The following is a 19102-nucleotide window of genomic DNA, read 5'->3' as shown; positions in this document are numbered from 1 at the left end:
CCGTTTCGGCAGGCCACCACGTGTGTCCCGACCGTGACCAGGCAGACGCGAACGACCGCCGGTACCGATCGGTACCGGCGGTCGTCGGGCCCTGTTCGTCGGGCCCTGGTCGTCCGGGCCTTACTGCTGCGGCCAGGTCTGACCCGTCGGCGGCTGCGGTGCCCCCGGGGCGGCCGGCGGTACCGGCTGACCGGCGGGCGGCACGGGCGGGCCCGCGGGCGGTGCGGGCTGACCGGCGGGCGGTGCGGGCGGTGCAGGCTGGGCGGGCTGCGGCACGGTCGGGTACGGCGCGGTCGGCATGTCGACCCCGGCCGGCGGGTACGCCTGCTGCTCCGGCGGGTACCCCGGCTGCTGCGGGTACCCGGCGGGGGCCGGGGCCGCCGGGCGCGGCGGCTGCGGGTACACGGTCGGGCCGATCTCCAGGTGGCTGAGCACCGCGCCGACGGCCGCGACGAGCGAACCGAACAGCATCAGGTACCCGCCCCAGCCGAGCGACATGTCCAGCCCCTCGGAACTGCCCAGGCTGGTGACGCTCACCCCGAGGTCGTGGCCGAACATGATGCTCTTGGCCGACGTCGCGTAGCCGAACAGCACCAGGAACACGAAGATCGAGACGCCGATCTGCAGGTGGCCGGTGCGGAAGCCGGTGACCTCGCGCTCCCGCGGCACCGCCATCCGGGCCGCGGCGAGGCTGATCGAGATGAGCCCGCCGAGCACCACGAACCAGGTCAGCGGCGCCATGAACGTCTCGGTGGCCCAGGCGCTGAACCAGGTCGGCAGGTTCTCCCGGGCGAGATCGCGCACGGTCGAGTCGTCGGAGTACGAGACGAACGGGGCGAACGAGAACGCGAACACCAGCAGCCCGCCGAACGCGGTGAGCGCGTCACCGATCAGGATCCGCCGCTCCGGCGCCCAACCGGGCCCGGGCAGCCGGGCGTACGGCGCGCCGGAGGGTTGCGGCAGCCCGGTGTCGAAGTGGCCCGGCATCGGTTGCGCCGGACCGGGATTCGGCGGTGCTACCGGCCCGGGTGGTGGGACCGGCTGGCCCGGCGCCGGCTGGGCGGCGGGCGGGGTGGGTTGTCCGGGCTGCCCGTACGGAGGGGGCTGCGACGGATCGTTCGGCTGCATGCGGGACGGCTCCTTGGATGTCGAGCAGCGGCAGACACTGCATCCCCGACCGGTGGCGCCTCGGATGACCGCACGTGGGTACGGGCCGCACACGGCGTAAGGGGACGCCGTACGAAGCGAGGGGCCGACGCGGCCGGCGCGCGGACTTCGCCACAGACCCTAGCCGAACCGGAAAAGCAGACTCGTCCCCTGCGGTCGCCACCTACCGGTGGCCGGGCCGTCGTCGGGCGCTGATCGGGTCGCCGGCGTCGCGTTCCTTCCGAACGACCTCGGTGCGTGTGCCGTGGTACCCCGGCCGGGACAGACCGACGGCGCCCGCGGTGGGGCGCCGTCGCCACGCGTCCGCCCGGGGTACCAGGCGTGCATTCGTGTTCGTCGGCTCAGGGCCGCGCGGTCGGTGACCGTCGGTCCCGGCGACTGTGCCCTCCGCGGCTGATCGCACGTGGGTCCCCGGGTGGTCGCGCCACGGACTCGGCCTTGCGGACACTCCCCGTGCCGCTCGGCTGACCGAGCTCCGTATGCCCTTTTCTACGCCTACCAGCGCAATCACGCCAGGGGCCCGGCCCGAAGTTCCCCAAGAAGGGCAACGCTTCGTGCGGGCCAGGGGGCGGTTCGTAACGTTAGGGAAGGCTACCCTAAGCTGCACGTCATGATCTTGCCAGACACCGTGCCGGCCACCACGCCGCACCCTGCGTCCCCCCGTCCGAGCCGCACGCCGACACCGCCCCCGACTCCACCACCGGCACCTGGGCCGACCACGCCAGCGGCGTCGGCTCCGGCATCCACCCCGACCACGGCAGGAGCGTCGGCTTCCGCGCAGGCCGCGCCGCCGACGTCCATCCCGGCTTCGGCAGCGGCACCGGGTCCCGGGCCCACCGCGCCGCCGGCGGTCGGCGTCGACGAGCTGGCCGGTACCGATGCGGGGTTGGGCCGGCTCGCCTCGCTCACCACGGCGCTCGCCACCGCGGCGGCGGCCGGGCTGCGCGGTCGTACCGGACCGCTGCCCGCGCGGACCCCCGCCGACCTCGCCGACCAGGTACGGGCCGAGCTCGCCGCCGGCGGTGGCGTGCTGCCCGACGCCGGGCGCGGCACCGCCGCCGTCATCGAGCTGATCCGGCGGTACGCCACCGGCACCGTCGACCTGGCCGACCCGGCCGCCGCGGCGCACCTGCAGCCGCCGACGTTGGGCGTACCGGCTGCGGTGGAGGCGATCGTGGCCGCGCTCAACGCGAGCGTCGACACCTGGGACTCGGGGCCGTACGCGGTGGAGCTGGAGCGGCAGGTGGTCCGCGCGCTGGCCGACAGGCTCGGGTTGCCCGGCAGTTCCGACGGCGTGTTCACCTCCGGCGGTACCGCCTCCAACCTGCACGCCCTGCTCATCGCCCGGGACGCGGTCGCCGAGCGGCTCGCCGCGGGCGCCCGGCCGGTGGTGTTCTGCTCCGCGGTCGCGCACTTCTCGGTGTCCCGGGCGTGCGCGGTGCTCGGGCTGGGCGCCGACGCGGTGCGCACCGTACCGGTGGACGCCCGGTACCGGCTGCGACCCGACCTGCTCGCCGGCGCGCTGGCCGGGCTGGCCGGCGACGAGGTGCCGGTGGCGATCGTGGCCACCGCCGGTACCACCGACTTCGGCAGCGTCGACCCGCTGCCGGCGTGCGCCGAGCTGGCCCGGCGGTACGGGTGCCGGCTGCACGTGGACGCCGCGTACGGCGGGGGCGCGGTGTTCTCCGCCCGGCTGCGCGGCCTGCTGTCCGGGATCGGCGCCGCCGACTCGGTGACGCTCGACCTGCACAAGATCGGCTGGCAGCCGGCGCCGGCGAGCGTGCTGATGGTGGCCGACGGCGCCGACTTCGCGCCGCACCGGGTCGACTACCTCAACCCGGCCGACGACGGCGCGGCCGGCTACGACGGGCTGCTCGACCGGTCCGCGCTCGCCACCACCCGGCGCGCCGACGCGGTGAAGGTGGCGGCGACGTTCCTGGCGCTCGGCGCCGACGGGCTCGGCGACCTGCTGGACCGTTGCCACCACCTCGCCCGGCACGCGCAGCGCCGGATCGAGGCCGAACCCCGGCTGGAGCTCGCCGCCGGCGCGACGCTGACCACCGTGGTGTTCCGGCACCGCGGCGCCGATCCGGACGCGTTGAACGGGCGGCTGCGGCGCCGACTGCTGCGCTCCGGTGCCGCGCTGATCGGCCGTACCACCATCGCCGGCCGGGGTGTGCACCTGAAGCTGACGCTGCTCAACCCGGCGGCTCGCACCGCGGACGTGGACGAGCTCGTCGACGCCGTCCTCGCCGCCGGGGACGAGGAACGGGAGGCGGCGTGACGACGCTCGACACAGCCGCCGTCCCGGTCGACGCTGCGGTGAGCGCGGGGGAGCAGGCCGCGATCGAGGCGCTGCTGCGTTGCTTCGTGCTCGACCACGCGGTACCGGTGCCCGAACGTGGCCCGCTGCGGCTGTGGCTGCCCGACGGCGGCACGGTCACCGCCGAGGTCCGGTACCGGTCCGTCACCGGGCTGCACGGCTTCGGCGCAGTGTCCACGGTAGACGGAGAGATCGGCTCGGCGACGGCCCTGGCGGCGTTGCTGACCGGCGGCGACACCGACCTGGTGGCGCGGGTCGCGGACAGCGCGGGCCGGATCGGCCGGTACCTCCGCGAGCGCGCCGCGGAGCCGTCGCCGACGGCTGACGACGCGTCGCTGGCGAGCGGCACGCCGAGGGAGAACGGAACGTCGACGGAGCGCGGCGCATCGACGGTGAGTGGGGCGCCGGTGGACGGGTTCCTTGCTGCGGAGCAGGATCTGCTGCTCGGGCACCTGCTGCATCCGGCGGCGAAGAGCCGGGACGGCATCGGCCCGGACGAGGACGCGCGGTACGCGCCGGAGCTGCGCGGCCGGTTCCCGCTGCACTGGTTCGCCGTCGACCCGGAACTGGTTCGGACCGGATCGGTGGACCATCCCGCGCTGTCGGTGCCGCTGCCCGAACTGCTCGGGGCGCCCGCCGGGCAGCACCGACCGGTACTGCCGGCACACCCCTGGCAAGCCGCAGACCTGTTGCGCCGCAAGGGGTTCCGCGAGCTGGTCGAGGGTGGGCGGATCGAGCCGTTGGGGCCGGCCGGGCCGGACTGGTATCCGACCTCGTCGCTGCGCACCGTGTACCGGCCGGGGCATCCGGTGATGCTGAAGCTGTCGCTGGGGCTGCGGATCACCAACTCGCGCCGGGAGAACACGCCGACCGAGCTGGTCCGCGGGCTGGAGGTGCAGCGGTTGCTGGCGGCCGGGATCGCCGCGCCGGTCGCCGCCGCGTACCCGAGGTTCCGGATCGTGGCGGACCCGGCGTACGCGAGCGTGCAGCACCCGGACGGCACGCCGACGCAGCTGGACGTGTCGGTACGGGAGGCGCCGCCCGGGCTGTCTGCCGCCCGGGTACTGGCGGGGCTCGTCGCACCGCAGCCCGGCGTCCGGGACGCCACGGTGGTACGGCTGGTGCGCCGACTCGCCGCGGGCGGGCGCCCGGAAGCCGTCGCCGCCGAGTGGGTCCGCCGGTACGTGGATCGGGTGCTCGCTCCGATGGTGCTGCTGTACGCGACGACCGGGATCGGGCTGGAGGCGCACCAGCAGAACACGCTGGTGCTGCTGGACGCCGACGGCTGGCCCGACACCGGCTGGTATCGCGACAACCAGGGCTACTACCTGGCCACCTCGGCGCTGCCGGCGGTCCTCGCGACCACCGGCGCGGCGGAGTCCACCCTGGCGGTGACCGAAGACTCCATAGTGGACGATCGGCTCACCTACTACCTGCTGTTCAACCAGGCGCTCGCACCGGTGTCCGCGCTGGGTGCGGCCGGTGTCGCGGACGAGCGCGACCTGCTCGGCGCGCTGCGCGACGGGCTGCGCGCGATCGTGGCCCGCGGCCACGACACCAGCAGCGGCCTGGTCCACCGGTGGCTGACCGCGGACCGGTTGCCGCGCAAGGCGAACCTCGCCACCCGGCTGGCCGGTATCGACGAGGTGCTCGCGCCGGTGGACCGCCAGTCGGTCTACCTGACCGTACCGAACCCGCTGCGGGAGGCCCGATGAACGCCGTCGACAACGCACCGAGCGTGGCCGAGGCCGCGCCGAGTACCACGACCGCTGTCGGAGGCGCGGTGCGCCCCACGAGCGCGGAGGGAGACGCGGTGAGCACCACGAGCGCGGTGGGCACCACGAGCGCGGTGGGCGGAGCGGCGGCTGCGGCGCGGCACCACGTCGGGCGACGACTGCCGGAGGGGTTCTCGGTACCGACCGGGCGCGGCATCCTGACCCTGCGGCCGGTTCGGGTCGACGACGACCTGGGGCTGGTCCACGACTGGATGAACCGGCCGCACGTGGCCCGCTTCTGGCGGCAGGACTGGCCGGCCGACCGGCTGCGCGGCTACCTCACCGACCTGCTCGCCGGGCCGGTGTCCCGGCCGATGCTCGGACTGGTCGCCGGCGTACCCGTGTCGTACTGGGAGATCTACCGGGCGGTGGCCGAACCGGTCGGTGCCGCGTACCCGGCCGAGCCGACCGATCTCGGGGTGCACGTGCTGATCGGGGAGCCGGCGCTGACCGGACGCGGGCTCGGCCGCACGCTGCTCGGCGCGGTCCGCGACGGCCTGTTCGGCACCGATCCGGAGTGCGCCAGGGTGGTCGCCGAACCCGACGTGCGCAACGCCGCCTCGGTACGGGCGTTTCTGCGTGCCGGGTTCGCGCACCGCGGCGAGATCGAACTGCCGGACAAGACCGCGGCGCTGCTGGTCGCCGAGCGACCGGCCGAACTCCGGACAGCCGGCGCGGATCGAACCTCGTACGACGGAATGGCGGGCGCCGACCGGGAAGGAAGTGCGGCGTGAACGAGATGTGGGACGTGGTGGCGGTCGGGATCGGGCCGTTCAACCTGGCGCTGGCGGCGCTCGCCGACGAGGTGCCCGAGCTGCGGTTCGCGGCGTACGACGCGAAGCCGCGGTTCGACTGGCATCCCGGGGTGCTGTTCGACTGGGCCACGGTGCAGGTCAGCTTCCTCGCCGACCTGGTCAGCCTGGTGCGGCCGACGAGCCGGTGGTCGTTCCTGAACTACCTGGCCGACCGGGACCGGATGTACCAGTTCTTCGTGGCCGAACGGTTCCACCTGCCGCGCCGCGAGTACGCCGACTACTGCGGCTGGGCGGCGGAGCGGCTGCCGTCCACCCACTTCGGTGTCACGGTGACCGCGCTGGAGTGGCGCCCGGACCGTCTGCTGTGGACGGTGCGGTTGCGTGACTCCGCCGGCGAACGGACGGTCGAGGCCCGGCACGTGGTGCTCGGCGTCGGCACCCGGCCGGTACTGCCGGCGCCGCTGCGGGAGATCCGCGGCGACCGGGTGATCCACTCCGCGTCCTACCTGTCGTACGTGGACTGTTGGCGCGAGGAGGTGCGGCACGTCGCGGTGGTCGGCTCCGGGCAGTCCGGTGCCGAGGTGTTCCTCGACCTGCTGCGCCGGCAGCCCGAGCGCGGGTGGGCGGTGAGCTGGCTGACCCGTACCGCCGGGTTCGCGCCGCTGGACTACACCAAGCTGGTGCTGGAGTACACCACCCCGGAGTACATGCACTACTTCCACCGGCTGGAACCCGCGGTACGGGACCGGTTGATCGGCGCGCAGTGGCAGTTATACAAGGGGATCGACAGCGAGACCATCGACGCGATCCACGCCGAGCTCTACCACCGGCTGCTGGACGACACGCTGCCGCCGGTCCGGTTGTACCCGGCGACCGCGGTCCGGGACGCGACCAGGGCCGGCGACGGTGTCGAGCTGTGCTGCACGCACGCCGACACCGGCAGCACCGGGACGCTCGCGGTCGACGCGGTCGTCGCCGCGACCGGGTACGCGGCCGAGGTGCCGGCGCTGCTCGACCCGGTGCGGGAGCTGATCGACTGGGACGAGCAGGGTCGCTACCGCATCGACGCCCAGCACCGGATCCATACCGCCCCAACGGTGTCCGGCGGGCTGTACGTGCAGAACGCGGAGCTGCACACGCACGGCGCCGCGGCACCCGATCTCGGCATCGGCGCGTACCGGTCGGCGACGATCCTGAACGCGATCACCGGCCGGGAGGCGTTCCGGCTGCCGAAGCGGACCGCGTTCCAGACCTTCGGCGGTGTCCGGTGAACGGCCAGCGCTGGCGCGAGCGGACCGCGTTCCCGACGTACGGCGGTGTTCGGTGAACGGCGAGCGCTGGCGCGCGGCGAACCGCAGGCTCGCCGCGAAGGCGCTGGGCGAGTGGTGCTACGAGGGCCTGCTGACGCCGACCGAGACCAGCGCCGGGGCGTACCGGATCGAGCTGGCCGGTGACATCGGGTACGAGTTCGCCGCCCGGCCCGGTGCCTTCGGCGCGCTGCGCGTCGACCCGGGCTCGATCCTGCGGTACGCGCCGGGTCTGCTCGGCAACCGCGGCGGCGCACCGGCCTGGGACGTGCAGCGGCTCGCCGTGGACGCGGCACCGACGATGGGCGTCGACGCGGCGACGCTCGCCGGGTACCTCGGTGAGCTGTCCGCGACCCTGGCCGCCGACGCGAGCGCGGACGACCTGCCGGTCGCCAAGCTGCGCACCCTGGACCACGCCGAACTGGAGGGCCACCTCGCCGGGCACCCGTGGCTGGTGGCGAACAAGGGTCGGATCGGTTTCGGTGCAACCGATCTGCGCCGGTACGCGCCGGAGTCCCGGCGGTCGCTGCGGCTGCGCTGGGTGGCCGTCCACCGCGGACTCGCCACCTTCGCCGGCACCCCCGGCCTGTCCGAACACGCGGTACGCAGGTCCGAACTCGGCGCGGCCACCGAGGCGCGGTTCGCCGCCGGACTGCGCGACGCCGGGCTCGACCCGGACGCGTACGTGTGGCTGCCGGTGCATCCGTGGCAGTGGGACCGGGTCCTCTCGATCGGGTACGCGGGGGAGATCGCGCAGCGCCGCATCGTGGCGCTCGGCGACTCACCGGACCGGTACCTCGCGCAGCAGTCGATCCGGACCATGACGAACCTGGGCGACCGCCGCCGGTACGACGTGAAGCTGCCGGTGTCGATCCTGAACACCTCGGTGTGGCGCGGGATCCCACCGCACTGCACCGCCGGTGCGCCGGTGCTCACCGCGTGGGTGCAAGGACTGGTGGCGGCCGACGAGTTCCTGACCGGCACCGTACTGCTCGGCGAGGTCGCCTCGGTGACCGTGCGCCACCCGTACCTGTCCGAGGTGGACGGGGTGCCGTACCGGCAGCTGGAGACGCTGGGCTGCATCTGGCGCGAGCCGGTCACTCCGACCCTCGCGGACGGTGAACGCGCCCGGTCGCTCGCGGCACTGTTGCATGTGGACGGTGCGGGCCGATCGCTGCTGGCGGAACTGGTCTCGGTCTCCGGCCGGGCGCCCGCCGAGTGGCTGACGGCGCTGGTTCGTACGGTGCTGCGGCCGCTGCTCCACCTGCTCTACCGGTACGGGCTGACCGTCAACCCGCACGGACAGAACGCGCTCGTCACGTTCGACCCGGACGAGCTGCCGCGCCGGCTGCTGCTCAAGGACCTCGTCGACGACCTGGAGCTGTCCGACACGGTGGTACCGGAGCGGCTGCCCGAACCGGCCGGCATCGTGCCGCGCAAGGCGCCGAAGCTGATCGCCCAGCACGTGGTGGACAGCGTGCTGATCGGCCACTTCCGTTACCTGGCACCGTTGTGCGCCGACCAGCTCGACGTACCGGAGGCGCGGTTCTGGTCGATCGTCCGCGAGGTGGTCCGGTCGGTGCAGCGCGAGATCCCGGAACTCGCCGCCCGCTTCGACGAGTACCCGCTGCTCGGGCCGACGTTCCCGCGCTACCGGCTCAACGCCGACCGGCTGCTCGTCACCGGCTACGCCGACCGGCCGCTGCGGCACGCCATCGGCGCCTCCGGCGAGGTGCCGAATCCCTTGTACGACGGGGAATCCTGACCGTCGCCTGTGCTCGGCCCGGCGTCGTCGCTCTCCGGGCCAGCACAGTGATCGTGGCGACCGACGGGCGGGGTCGGTGCGTTCGGCGTGCCGACCCCACCCCGGGGCCCTGCGTGTCGCAGACCTGGTGCGGGACTCAGGGACCGGGCGGCGGCGCCGGCAGGGCACGGGCAGCCGGGCGGCGGCGCCGCGTGTACCAGATCGCGGCGGTGACGGCGGCGCTCGCGGTGACGAGGACGGCCATCGGCACCAGGGGGCCGCCGGGCGGGCGGCTCAGCACGTACCGGATGCGGGTCAGCGGGGTCGGAACGGGATTCCGGAAGGTCAACACCGGCCACTCGCGCTCCCGGGCCACGCGACGCAGTCCACGATCCGCGTTGACAGCTGTCGGATATCCGACAGTTGACAGGAGCGGAACATCGCTCACGGAATCGGAGTAGGCGTAACAGGTCGCAAGATCGTAGCCGTTTCGGGTCGCCAATTCCCGCACCGCCACCGCTTTGCTCTCCCCAGCGGCATAGAAGTCGACCTCGCCGGTGAACCGGCCGTCCCGGATCGCCATCCGGGTGGCGATCACATCGTCGGCACCAACCAATCGCGCAATCGGTCGGACCATCTCCTCGCCGGAGGACGAGACGAGCACAATGTCACGCCCGGCCGCCCGGTGCTGCTCGATCAACACCAGCGCCTCGGCGTACACGTACGGCGCGATCAACTCGTCGATGGTGCCAGCGACGATCCGTCTTACCTGGTCAACGGGCCAGCCGCGGCTCATGGTGGCCAGCTGGTCGCGGATTCTCGCCATCTGCTCGTCACCCGCGCCGGCCAACTTGTACACCGCCTGCGCGTACCCGCTGGCGACCACGTCGCGGCGGTTCAACAAGCCGTCGCGGTAGAACGGCCGCGCGAATGCCAAAGCGCTCGACGTCGCGATCACTGTCCGGTCGAGATCGAAGAAAGCGGCGCCCGAGCCCACGGGCCGAGTGTATTCATCACCACCGACACTCCGCTCGGCCGGTCGGTTCGTGTCCCGGTCGGTGGGCGGCGCCGAGTGGCCGAACGGTTGCACCCTGAAGGTGGAGGTACGTGCGCCGGATTCCTGCTACTACTCGACGTCGCGCCTCGATCTCGGGCATCCTTACGAGTAGGTACGTGCGGGCCGGGGCGGGCGCTTCCGGCTCGCAACCACACTCTCGGCGGTTGCACCCCCCGTGACCGCTGAGCGGGCCCGGCTCGACCCCCCCGGAGCCGGCCCCCCTGACGGCCCCCGCCACCCCCCGGCGGGGGTCGTCCCTATTCCCGGACGTTTTTCGATTGGACGTCTGCGCAGGTCAGGCCGGGAGTGGGACCCCGGCCGTGCCGTCATCGTCCGGGTCGTCGGACCCAAAAGTCAGCAAAAAGTCAGCAGACTCGCCGTCGATGGACCGCCGAATGCGCTCCTCGAAGCCCGCCGACGGGTGCGTGTACAGGTTGAGCGTGGTCGACCCGCGGGTGTGTCCCATCGCCCGCTGTACGTCGTTGATGGGGAGCCCGTCGCTCACCAACCACGTCGCGTACGAGTGGCGCAGGTCGTGGAAGCGCGGGCCGCCGGCTGCATGCAGCGCAACGTGGGTGACGGCCTGATGCTCGCTGCCGAACGTCGCCGTCCGCTCGATGCCGTCGGCTGTAGGCCACGCGCCGCGCCAACGACCCTCTGCCGCCTCGTGTACCTCGCCGAGGAGTCCAGCGCGGACGAGCGCCGGACGCCACACCCGCTTGCGGAAGTTCGCCCGGCGCATCGGGCGGCCGACGCGACTCAACACGACGAGGTCACGGTCCGACGGATTGCCGGTCATCTCCCGGTACTCGCGCAGGATGGCCGACAGGCCGGCGCCCATCGGGACCGTACGGCGCCCAGCCTCCGTCTTGGGGTACGGACGTAGCTCGACGGTGTGCGACGTCTCCACGGCGACCTGAGCCACGTGCAGGACGCCACGGTCCAGATCCACGGCACCCCAGGGCATCCCCGCACACTCGCCCCAGCGCAGACCCGCACCGGCAGCGAGCCAGACGAGGATGCGGTGATGCGGACTGGCGATTGCCGGAAGGATCTGCCCGAACACCTGCGCGCGGGTCAGCGCCACCGCACGACGCCCGCTGCGAGTCTTCGGTAGGACGACGCCGTCGGCGGGATTCACGTCGAGGATGCGCGAGCGTACGGCGGCGGCAAGGATGGACGAGACCAACCCGAAGCACTTCGCCACCGTTGCCGGCGCCAGCGTGCGACCGAGCTCGGTCACCCAGCCCTGTACCTCCAGGTGATCGATGCTGCCCAGCCGCCAGCCACCCCACTTCGGGATGATGTGCGTGCGCAGCAACGACATCGTGCGCTCGTCGGTACGCGCCTCGACGTGGCGCCCCTTCAACCACCGAACCGTGTGATCGCGGAACCGGACCTTCCGCGCCCGGTCGTCCACGTAGCTGCCGCGGGTCTTCGTCGACTCCATCTTGTCGATGTGCGCGTACGCGGCATCCTCGGCCTTGAACGTTCTCGATCGCTCCTTGCCCGACGGGTCCCGCCAGTTGGCGCGGAACGATCCCGCCGGAGTCTTCATCACCCATCCCACGGCTACCGCACCTCCCACGGGTACGGCTCCGTGCCGGTTGCCGAAAGCCCGTCGTTCGGTGCGAGCGCCTGTACGTCTTCGAGCCAGGACTCGATGCGACGTCGGGAGATGACCCACCGGCGACCGACCCGACGAGCCGGAATCTCGCCGCGCCGAAGGTACTGGTACGTCGTACCGACGCTCAGGTTCAGCAGCTCGGCGAGCCCGGGCACGGTGAGCGTCGCCCGCTGGTACTCACCGAGGTTGACGACGTCGGCCACGTGGCCGGGGACGTTGGTCCGCTGCGTATCAACCTCCGATTGATCAGACATCCGAATGACCGTCATTGTGTTGTCTCCCAATGGACTCATGCCGCAGCCCCGTTATGCGTTGCCGAAAGTCGTTGCAGGACTTGTTGTTTCGCCGCGTCGAGCTGCGCGCGCCAGGCCTGCCGTTCCGCGATCTTGCGCAGGAAGTGCACATGCGGCGGTGGCACGTCCGGATCATCGCGGGAGGCGAGCTGGTATTCGAACCGGTCGAGCCCGTCCGCCTGGTCGTGCTCGGCGCCGTCGGCCTGGTCGCCGTTGCCGTCGCCGGTTGTCGAAAGGGCGAGGAGTGCTTTGACCCAGGCTTTGCGGTCGCCGCGGTGGTCGGTGAGGGTCTTGTTCGACCATTGCCGGGAGACCAGGACGCGTCGGCCGGTGAAGCCGAGGGTGCGCCGCTGGTGCACTTTGCCCTTGCACCGTCCCGGCCGTGCCGTGGCTTTGGCGTTCTTGGGCTGGATGCCGTAGAGCAGCCAGTTCGGGCAGGTCGGCGAGCACGGCAACACCTGCAGCTCGGCCGCCAGGCGGGCCATGTGGTCTTCCTGCGCCCGCGAGTCCGGGGAGACCGCGTCGGTGATGTCCTTGGCGATGTACTTCGTGATGTAGCGGATGGTCTTCTCGGCGTTGTCGGAGCCGCCGCGCACGCCTTTGACGTCGACTGTGCCGAGCCGGGCCACGTGAGCAGACTCAGCGTCGGGGTCGTCGTCGATGGCGTCGAGCGCTTCGTCCCAGGTGGGTAGCGCGGCCCCGGTCTGGGGGTCGCGGTAGGCCAACGCATCGGCGTCCCAGACGGGAAGCGGCCCGTCGGGGTCGTAGACGAGCCGGTCATGGGCGGGCCACCACACCTGGTGGTAGGTGGCGGCGGCGACTTGCTTGACCAGCTTGCGGGCCAGCGCGCCACGCACCGCGAAGTGTCCGTGCGGGGCGAGCCGTTTCTGCATTTCGATGGATCCGGCGTACTGGACTTTCCAGCCGACGGCGCGGCGCAGGTTCTGCCAGAACCGGTCGATGACCTTGGCGAAGTGGATAGCGTCCAGCGCCGCGGCCCGGTAGTCGTAGCTGTCCGGGTCGACCGGGGTACCCAGCCGCGGGTCATGCTGGCCGTGCAACTCCCCGCACTCGCACGGCTGGGTACGGCCGCGCCGCCAGTAGGCGGAGTGCACTGGCCCGTACGAGCCGAGGGTGAGCGTCAGGAACATGGAGTCCCGATGTTCTTGCCCGTCGGTGCCGATGTGCGGGTGCGGGATGGTTCGGTTCGCCACGGGCAGCCGGGGTAGGTCGGGGGCGTCCTGCCGGCGTTTGGTCGACCGCTTCCGTGCCGGCGCCGCTTCCTGTCCGTCGGTGCCGTCCTTCCTGCCGCCGGGCAGCACCGAGCCGCGGATGCCCGCGGCGGTGATCTGCTCGTCCACCTGGTCGATCTCGGTGTCCAGCTCGGCGACCTGGTCCCACTCGGCGGCCATCACGACCGAGGTCCGTGCGAATTCCAGGACGGCGCGGTACTCGACCAGCTCCCGCTGCTCGTCGGTGGGTGCGTCGGGGGTGGTGACGGGCTCGTCGGTGAGGTGCCATCCTTCGCGGATCTGCTGCATCCGCAGTCGCCGGTTCGCTTCCGCGCACGGCTCACACTTCGCCGCCGACGTGGCGCCGCACGGCACGGAGATCAGTTCGGTTTCGCCGGTGGCGGTGTTGGTGCGGCGCAGCCACACGGGCTTGACGCACACCCCGAACTGTTTCGCCAGCTCGGCGGCCATGTTCTTTGCGATCGGCTGCAACAACCGAGCCGCGCGCGTTCCTGGTCGTGGCGTGTCCTCCTGCCCGAGATCCGGAAGGACGACAGCCGTGGGTTTGACGGTGGTCATACAGACGGCACCTCCCTCGCGGAGCTGTTGACACGGACGACCGGTCGGGCCGGTGCGACGACACGGGCCGCGAGCGGACGGGCGGTCGCGGGAGCGGCCGAATCGCCGATGTGGTCTGTGTTTGCGGCCGATACGGTCTCGTCATGGCGTTCGGCTGGTGGCGACGGTGGCAACAAGCGGGCGACCGGCGTTGGGCCGCCCACCGTGGCTGGTACCTCTTGGTCGTGGGCGGGCGCGCTTGGTTGATCGCCGTGGTTGGCAGTGCGCTGTGGCGCCTGATCCAGGTCGGCAGCGTCGGGCGACACCCGAGCCATGTGGTGATCATGGTGGGCGGTGGCGTCGGTCTCGTCGTGGTCGGTGAGGTGTTCGGCCGTCGCCGTGCGCGGCGCGTGCACGTTGCCGGGCAGGCTGGAGAACACCAGTTTGATCAGCAGGGTGAACGCGATCGCGGGTAGCGCGGCGAGTGCCTTGCTCGACAGCGACGCGTTGGCCTGCGACACCTGCGCCGCCAGCGACAGCAGCCCGGAGCCGACCAGCAGCGCCACCGGGTAGCCGATCGAGCCGCCGGCCCGTCGTCGCCGCCGCCATTCCAGCAGCGCCAGCGCGGGAGTCAGTTCGGAGACGACCGCGTTGGCCCAGCCGAACCATTCCGGCGTGCCGTGCGGCGCGTTCTGCATCGTCCAGTCGTGCATGTGCGTGAACGACGCCGCCCCGGCCATGACCCCGATCACGCCCATGATCACCAGCCGGGCCGCGCTCTCCATCTTCAATCCAGCAGACACAACGACCCTCCCTATCGGCTCGTCGGGGTAACAGGAGTACGGACGAACTCGGGCGGATCGCCGGTGACGTCCAGAGCTTCGCCGAGCAGCTTGAACACCGCCCACGCCTCCGACACCGACAGCGGCAGGCGACGGTGGCCGGCGCCGACCGCGACCCACATCCGGGCATCCGTCTCGCTCGCGTCGAGCCGTACCGTGACCGCCGTGCCAGACAGCAGCGTGCCGGGGACCCGGATGCGCCACAGCCGGGCCGCGCGGCGTTCGATGCTGGTCATCGGTCACCGCCGCGCAGCTTGTTGAACAGCTCCACCGGCAGCGGCCCTGACCCGTTCCCGTTCCCGCCGGCAGGTGGGGTGCGCTGTGGGGGTACCGGAGCCGCTGAGGACGGCGCCGGCGTTGGGGTGGCGTAGCGGGTGTTCATGTCGCGGATGTGGTCGTCGGTGACGTGGGTGAACCGCACCCGGACGGGTTCGGGCCGTTGGTCGAGGACCATGTACCCGACGCCGGGCAGGCTGGCCGGGATCTGGTCAGCCAGGGCACCCCGCTTCCGGGCGCCTGCGCCCAACACCATGTCGACCTGTTCGTCTTCGGTCATCCGCAGCCCGACGCGGGTCGGGAACAGGTCGCGGAACTTGACGACCTCCTTGCGCGGGTCCTGCACCGCCGCGATCACATGCACGCCCAGTGCCCGGCCCTGCGAGAGCAGCACCGCCAACGCTGCTTCGATCCGGTTGCGGAGGTCCTTGTCTGTCAGGTACGCCGTCAGCGCGGCCAGCTCGTCGACCAGGACCACGATGGTCGGGTCCTGCGGGGACGGAACGTGCTGGCGGACCGAGCCGGCGAGCCGCGTCTGCCGCTCGCGCATGACCTCGACGGCCTGGTCCAGGACGTCTGCCATCTCGGGAAGCGACGAGTAGGCGAAGCGGGAGAACAGCCTCTTGCCCATGGCCAGTTCCATCCCGCCCTTCGGGTCGATCGCCCACACCTGCATCAACCCCGACCGGATACCGCCCGCGAGAGCCCGCAGGATCGACCAGATCACCGACCCCTTTCCCGACCCGGTCGCGCCCGCGATCAGCACATGCGTTTGTTCCAGCACGATCCGCAGCCACGAGCCGTCCTCCCGCAGCCCGACCGGTAGGCACGACAGGTCCGGCGTGCGCGGGATCGAGTCGGGGCCGATCGCGGGGACCGCGTAGGCGAGCAGGTCACCGCGTACGAACACGAGGGTCATTTCGGTCGGGCGGTCCCGGCCGAACCGCCGCCGGTCCCACCAGGCGAGCAAGACACCGAGGCGACCCGCGCGGATCTTGGGCAGGACGTTGATGCGGCCGGAGAACACCCGGCACAGCCGCGTGCCGAACGCGTACGCCAGCTCCGCCGACCTGCCCGACCAGGTATCCGGGGTCTGACCCCGCAGCAGCCGAACGCGAACGACGTCGCCGGCCGGGGAGGACTTGACCGACAGGATCGGTGGCCAGTACTGCACCGACCCGTGCGCGGTGGACAGGCCGCAGCCGCGCATGGTGGGTTCCCAGCCACGCCGATACAGCCACCAGCGGCGCCACCGCGACAGCCACGGCCACTTCACCCACACCCCGAACGAGTTGCGGTGCCCGATCCGCCAGCCCGACAGTCCGGCCGCAGCCAGGAGGAAGACGATCGGGATGACCTGCCAGCCCGCCCGCCAGCCCAGCCAGATCAGCAGGACCACCGGGCCGGTCACCCGCCAGTACCGCAACGCCAACCGGACGGCGCGGAACAGCGCACGGAACATCAGCCCGAGCAGCAGCGCCCACCGTGGCACGGCGAACACCGACGACTGCAACCGCACCCACTGCGGCTCACGACGCGCCGCCATCAGACCTCACCGCCCGGACGCAGCCGGTACTGCGGGCATCGCACGGGAATCCCCGACTCGTCGAAGTGCTTCCGAGGCGACGAGCAGAACGGGCACGGACCCACGTCGTTACCGCCGTCGGCGACCCCGCAGTAACCCACGAGGCCGAACTCGGTCGAGAACACCTCGACCGCCTGACGGCCGCAGGTGCACAACTCACCGGGCACACCGAGCCGGGTGCCCATCAACGAACGCCAATCAGCGTCGCGTGACATGCTGGTTTCCTCCTGTACGGCAGGAGAAGCGCGGGGCGGTCGTCAGCCGCCAAGCAGGGCCGCCCCGCGCCTCATGAACGGGTGAGGGTCAGGCCGCCGAACCGTCGGCGGCGGGCAGGGTCGAGGCGGCACGGATGCCGGTCGCGCGAAACGAGTACGTCTGCTGCGCCTTGCACTTGTGCTGCCGGCCGTCCTGCGGCGCGCGGCACTTCTTGTCGTCGACGTACGGCGTGAACTGCAAGCCCTCGAACTCGATCACCGGCGGGTAGCCGGGGATCTGCGAAGTCGGCGGTACCGGCTGGTGCTCGGCGAGCACCTTGACCTTGATCTGCGCGTTCCGGCCGAACTTCGCCGCGTCCGGATCGAGGTCCATCGCGGTCACCGTCCACACGCGCTGGCCGGTCTGCTTGTCGCGCGCCTGGTCGTCGCCCTGCCCGCGCTTGTCGAAGTCGGTCTCGGCCCGCACGCCGAGGAACAGCGCGTTGTTCGGAAACGCCGCAATGGACGGGATCTCGACCCGCAGCCCCATCTGGATAGCCATTGCCTACTCAACCTCCATCGTTGAACCGGTTGTCCGATCAAGCTAGAGCCGCTTGACCAATGCGCGAAGTGTAGGCACGGCCATCTTGTACATGCAAGTCAATCAGCACGACCAGTTGTGTCCGAGTCGCGCCCGCCGAGCGTTGTCCCTGGTTGCGGCGTTGTTCGAACCTGTGTTCGAATGAAGCCGTGGGGGGACCAAGCTTGAAGACGGAGCTACGTCGGGCACAGAGCGACCTGCGCGCGGCGTCAGTACGGGCGACGAACGCGCTCGCGCTACTCCACGAGTACGGCGTACCGCTTGGTTGGCCGCCGTCGATGCCGCAGCCGCCGGCATGGGACCGCGTCACGATCTCCGTGATCCTGGAACTTCAGGACGCGATCTCCGAACTGATCAACGCCCGCCGCTCCTACGACCAACTCTCGCGAGCCCGCGGCACCGTCCCGCAGCGCAGCCGGTCGAGAGCGGACTGAGCTGACGGCAAGGTGCGCCGGATGGCGGCCGTGGGCGATGGTTAGGCATGCACTGTTGCGATGCGATGGACAGGCACGCCAACGTGACCTGCGAGGACCACGAGGACCCGTTTGATTGCCCGGATGCGCTGGTCCAGTTCAGTGCGAGGTTTCAGGAGTACGGGCTGATCATCCACGACGGCGGCCGGTCAAGCAGCATCATCGACTTCTGTCCGTGGTGTGGGCGCCGGTTGCCCGAGTCGCAGCGCGATCGTTGGTTCGACGAGCTTGAGCGCCGGGGGATCGACCCATGGGAGGACGAGCTTCCACCCGAGTTCGAGGATGACCGGTGGCTCAAGTCCGACTCGGCGGAACCGCACTAGCCACGGGCCGATGAGCCGCCAAGGTCATCAGGGGCCGAGGGCGAAGCTGTTCACGAGTTGTGCCGGCCGCCGGATAGAACGACCTCGTGACCGGGGCGACCCGTCCGATGTAGATTGCTCGGCGATGCACACTCATCGATCGTTCTTCAACCCGCCTGCCCTTCCTCATGACGTGGTCGAGGAGGCGATCGAGCGCGCGCTTCGTGATCCGACAGACGTCGCTGACGCCGCCGATGCGTTGGTTGGTAGCGCGTTGGACGACGATGACTTCGCATTCATCCAACGATGCTGCGTCCGGGTCGGGACCAGTGCGCCAGCGGGAAACGAGCTGCTGGGTCTGGCCGGCCTGTGCCTCGGGCACACGGCTCGCCGGTTCAAGCAGCTCAGCGCAGAAGCAGAAGCCTTGGTCGAGCATCTTGCCGACCGGGCCGAGCGTGACCCGAAGGACGTCGACACGCGAGCCCTTGACGGTCGCGACGACATCCGTTGCTACCTGCACCCCGACCAGGTGTACGACGACTGACAAGACCGCCAGCGGTGCCGCTCAGGAGCCGAGAGGCAGAGCTGTCTACGAGTCGGGTCGGTCGCCGGTAGGACGACATCACGTGACCAGGGACGAGCCTTCCGGGTAGGGGACTCATCCGCTGGTCTCCAAGGGGACGGCTAGCTGTTGTGGTTCGTGAGGTTGTTGACACCGGCCTGGCGATGAGGGAGGGGTAGGTCCCGGCGGCAGGATGGAAGTGCGACCAACCGTCTCTGCCAGCAAGGACCTACCCCTCGTGACCCACGCTAACGCCCCACTCACACCGGCCGGAAGGCTGCGTCTGATCCAGCGGTGCGCCACCCGACCGCTGGCCCACGTTGCCGCGGAAGCCGGCGTGTCTCGCGCCTGCTTGACCAAGTGGAAACGCCGTTACCAGGCCGAAGGACCAGCCGGTCTACTCGACCGGCCCAGCGCACCCCACCGCCG

Annotated in this window: 18 protein-coding genes; 9 read left to right on the top strand and 9 right to left on the bottom strand. The window is 71.4% G+C overall.

The features are described 5' to 3' along the window. Positions 1–120: 120 nt before the first annotated feature. The gene (locus tag NUM_RS24040) at positions 121–987 is read right to left on the bottom strand and encodes a hypothetical protein (protein ID WP_207127193.1); all 867 of its coding nucleotides are present in this window, start codon (positions 985–987) and stop codon (positions 121–123) included. A 1066-nt stretch (positions 988–2053) separates the two neighbouring features. Between NUM_RS24040 and NUM_RS24035 the strand changes: the two genes are divergently transcribed. The 5 genes from NUM_RS24035 to NUM_RS24015 all read left to right on the top strand — a co-directional run bounded on the left by NUM_RS24035 (position 2054) and on the right by NUM_RS24015 (position 9092). After that, a complete protein-coding gene (locus tag NUM_RS24035) occupies positions 2054–3451 on the top strand; it encodes a pyridoxal phosphate-dependent decarboxylase family protein (RefSeq protein ID WP_225918814.1) in 1398 nt (465 codons plus the stop codon). Then, complete coding sequence (locus tag NUM_RS24030) at positions 3448–5205, top strand: IucA/IucC family protein (RefSeq protein ID WP_207127191.1); 1758 nt, start codon at positions 3448–3450, stop codon at positions 5203–5205. The genes NUM_RS24035 and NUM_RS24030 overlap by 4 nt, the downstream gene beginning before the upstream one ends. Positions 5206–5303: 98 nt before the next feature. Then, positions 5304–5999, top strand: coding sequence for a GNAT family N-acetyltransferase (locus NUM_RS24025; protein WP_207127190.1), 696 nt, complete (start codon positions 5304–5306; stop codon positions 5997–5999). A gap of 5 nt (positions 6000–6004) precedes the next feature. Then, the gene (locus NUM_RS24020) at positions 6005–7291 is read left to right on the top strand and encodes a lysine N(6)-hydroxylase/L-ornithine N(5)-oxygenase family protein (protein ID WP_225918822.1); all 1287 of its coding nucleotides are present in this window, start codon (positions 6005–6007) and stop codon (positions 7289–7291) included. A gap of 52 nt (positions 7292–7343) precedes the next feature. Then, the gene (locus NUM_RS24015; RefSeq protein ID WP_207127188.1) at positions 7344–9092 is read left to right on the top strand and encodes an IucA/IucC family protein; all 1749 of its coding nucleotides are present in this window, start codon (positions 7344–7346) and stop codon (positions 9090–9092) included. A 136-nt stretch (positions 9093–9228) separates the two neighbouring features. Here the strand turns inward: NUM_RS24015 and NUM_RS24010 are convergent, their stop codons facing one another. From NUM_RS24010 to NUM_RS23975, 8 genes are all read right to left on the bottom strand, one after another. Next, entirely contained in the window at positions 9229–10068 is an 840-nt protein-coding gene (locus tag NUM_RS24010; protein WP_207127187.1) for an HAD family hydrolase, read from the bottom strand. Positions 10069–10423: 355 nt separating this feature from the next. Then, complete coding sequence (locus tag NUM_RS24005; protein ID WP_225918813.1) at positions 10424–11698, bottom strand: tyrosine-type recombinase/integrase; 1275 nt, start codon at positions 11696–11698, stop codon at positions 10424–10426. 2 nt (positions 11699–11700) lie between these two features. After that, positions 11701–12009, bottom strand: a complete 309-nt coding sequence (locus NUM_RS24000; protein ID WP_207127186.1) for a helix-turn-helix domain-containing protein — start codon at positions 12007–12009, stop codon at positions 11701–11703. Positions 12010–12044: 35 nt separating this feature from the next. Beyond that, positions 12045–13859 carry a replication initiator gene (locus tag NUM_RS23995; protein WP_207127185.1) on the bottom strand — a complete coding sequence of 605 codons (1815 nt, stop codon included), beginning with the start codon at positions 13857–13859 and terminating at the stop codon, positions 12045–12047. Further along, positions 13856–14641 (bottom strand): DUF2637 domain-containing protein, encoded by a 786-nt coding sequence (locus NUM_RS23990; protein ID WP_207127184.1) that lies wholly within the window; start codon positions 14639–14641, stop codon positions 13856–13858. The genes NUM_RS23995 and NUM_RS23990 overlap by 4 nt, the downstream gene beginning before the upstream one ends. Positions 14642–14652: 11 nt before the next feature. Then, the gene (locus NUM_RS23985; RefSeq protein ID WP_207127183.1) at positions 14653–14916 is read right to left on the bottom strand and encodes a hypothetical protein; all 264 of its coding nucleotides are present in this window, start codon (positions 14914–14916) and stop codon (positions 14653–14655) included. After that, complete coding sequence (locus NUM_RS23980; RefSeq protein WP_207127182.1) at positions 14913–16502, bottom strand: FtsK/SpoIIIE domain-containing protein; 1590 nt, start codon at positions 16500–16502, stop codon at positions 14913–14915. Before NUM_RS23980 ends, NUM_RS23985 begins: the two co-directional genes overlap by 4 nt. A gap of 342 nt (positions 16503–16844) precedes the next feature. Next, entirely contained in the window at positions 16845–17297 is a 453-nt protein-coding gene (locus tag NUM_RS23975; protein ID WP_225918812.1) for a hypothetical protein, read from the bottom strand. 203 nt (positions 17298–17500) lie between these two features. Between NUM_RS23975 and NUM_RS23970 the strand changes: the two genes are divergently transcribed. The 4 genes from NUM_RS23970 to NUM_RS23955 all read left to right on the top strand — a co-directional run. After that, positions 17501–17770, top strand: a complete 270-nt coding sequence (locus NUM_RS23970) for a hypothetical protein (protein WP_207127181.1) — start codon at positions 17501–17503, stop codon at positions 17768–17770. Positions 17771–17817: 47 nt separating this feature from the next. Then, positions 17818–18132 (top strand): DUF6980 family protein, encoded by a 315-nt coding sequence (locus tag NUM_RS23965; protein WP_440588076.1) that lies wholly within the window; start codon positions 17818–17820, stop codon positions 18130–18132. A 124-nt stretch (positions 18133–18256) separates the two neighbouring features. Further along, positions 18257–18655 carry a hypothetical protein gene (locus NUM_RS23960; protein WP_207127179.1) on the top strand — a complete coding sequence of 133 codons (399 nt, stop codon included), beginning with the start codon at positions 18257–18259 and terminating at the stop codon, positions 18653–18655. A 256-nt stretch (positions 18656–18911) separates the two neighbouring features. Further along, positions 18912–19102, top strand: a 191-nt coding sequence (locus NUM_RS23955) for a helix-turn-helix domain-containing protein (RefSeq protein WP_207122467.1), incomplete at its 3' end; no start/stop codon positions are given.

Source organism: Actinocatenispora comari, from assembly GCF_017312725.1.
Taxonomy (GTDB): Bacteria; Actinomycetota; Actinomycetes; order Mycobacteriales; family Micromonosporaceae; genus Actinocatenispora; species Actinocatenispora comari.
Note: the sequence above shows the minus strand (reverse complement) of the source record. Positions and strands in the feature narration are given on the sequence as shown.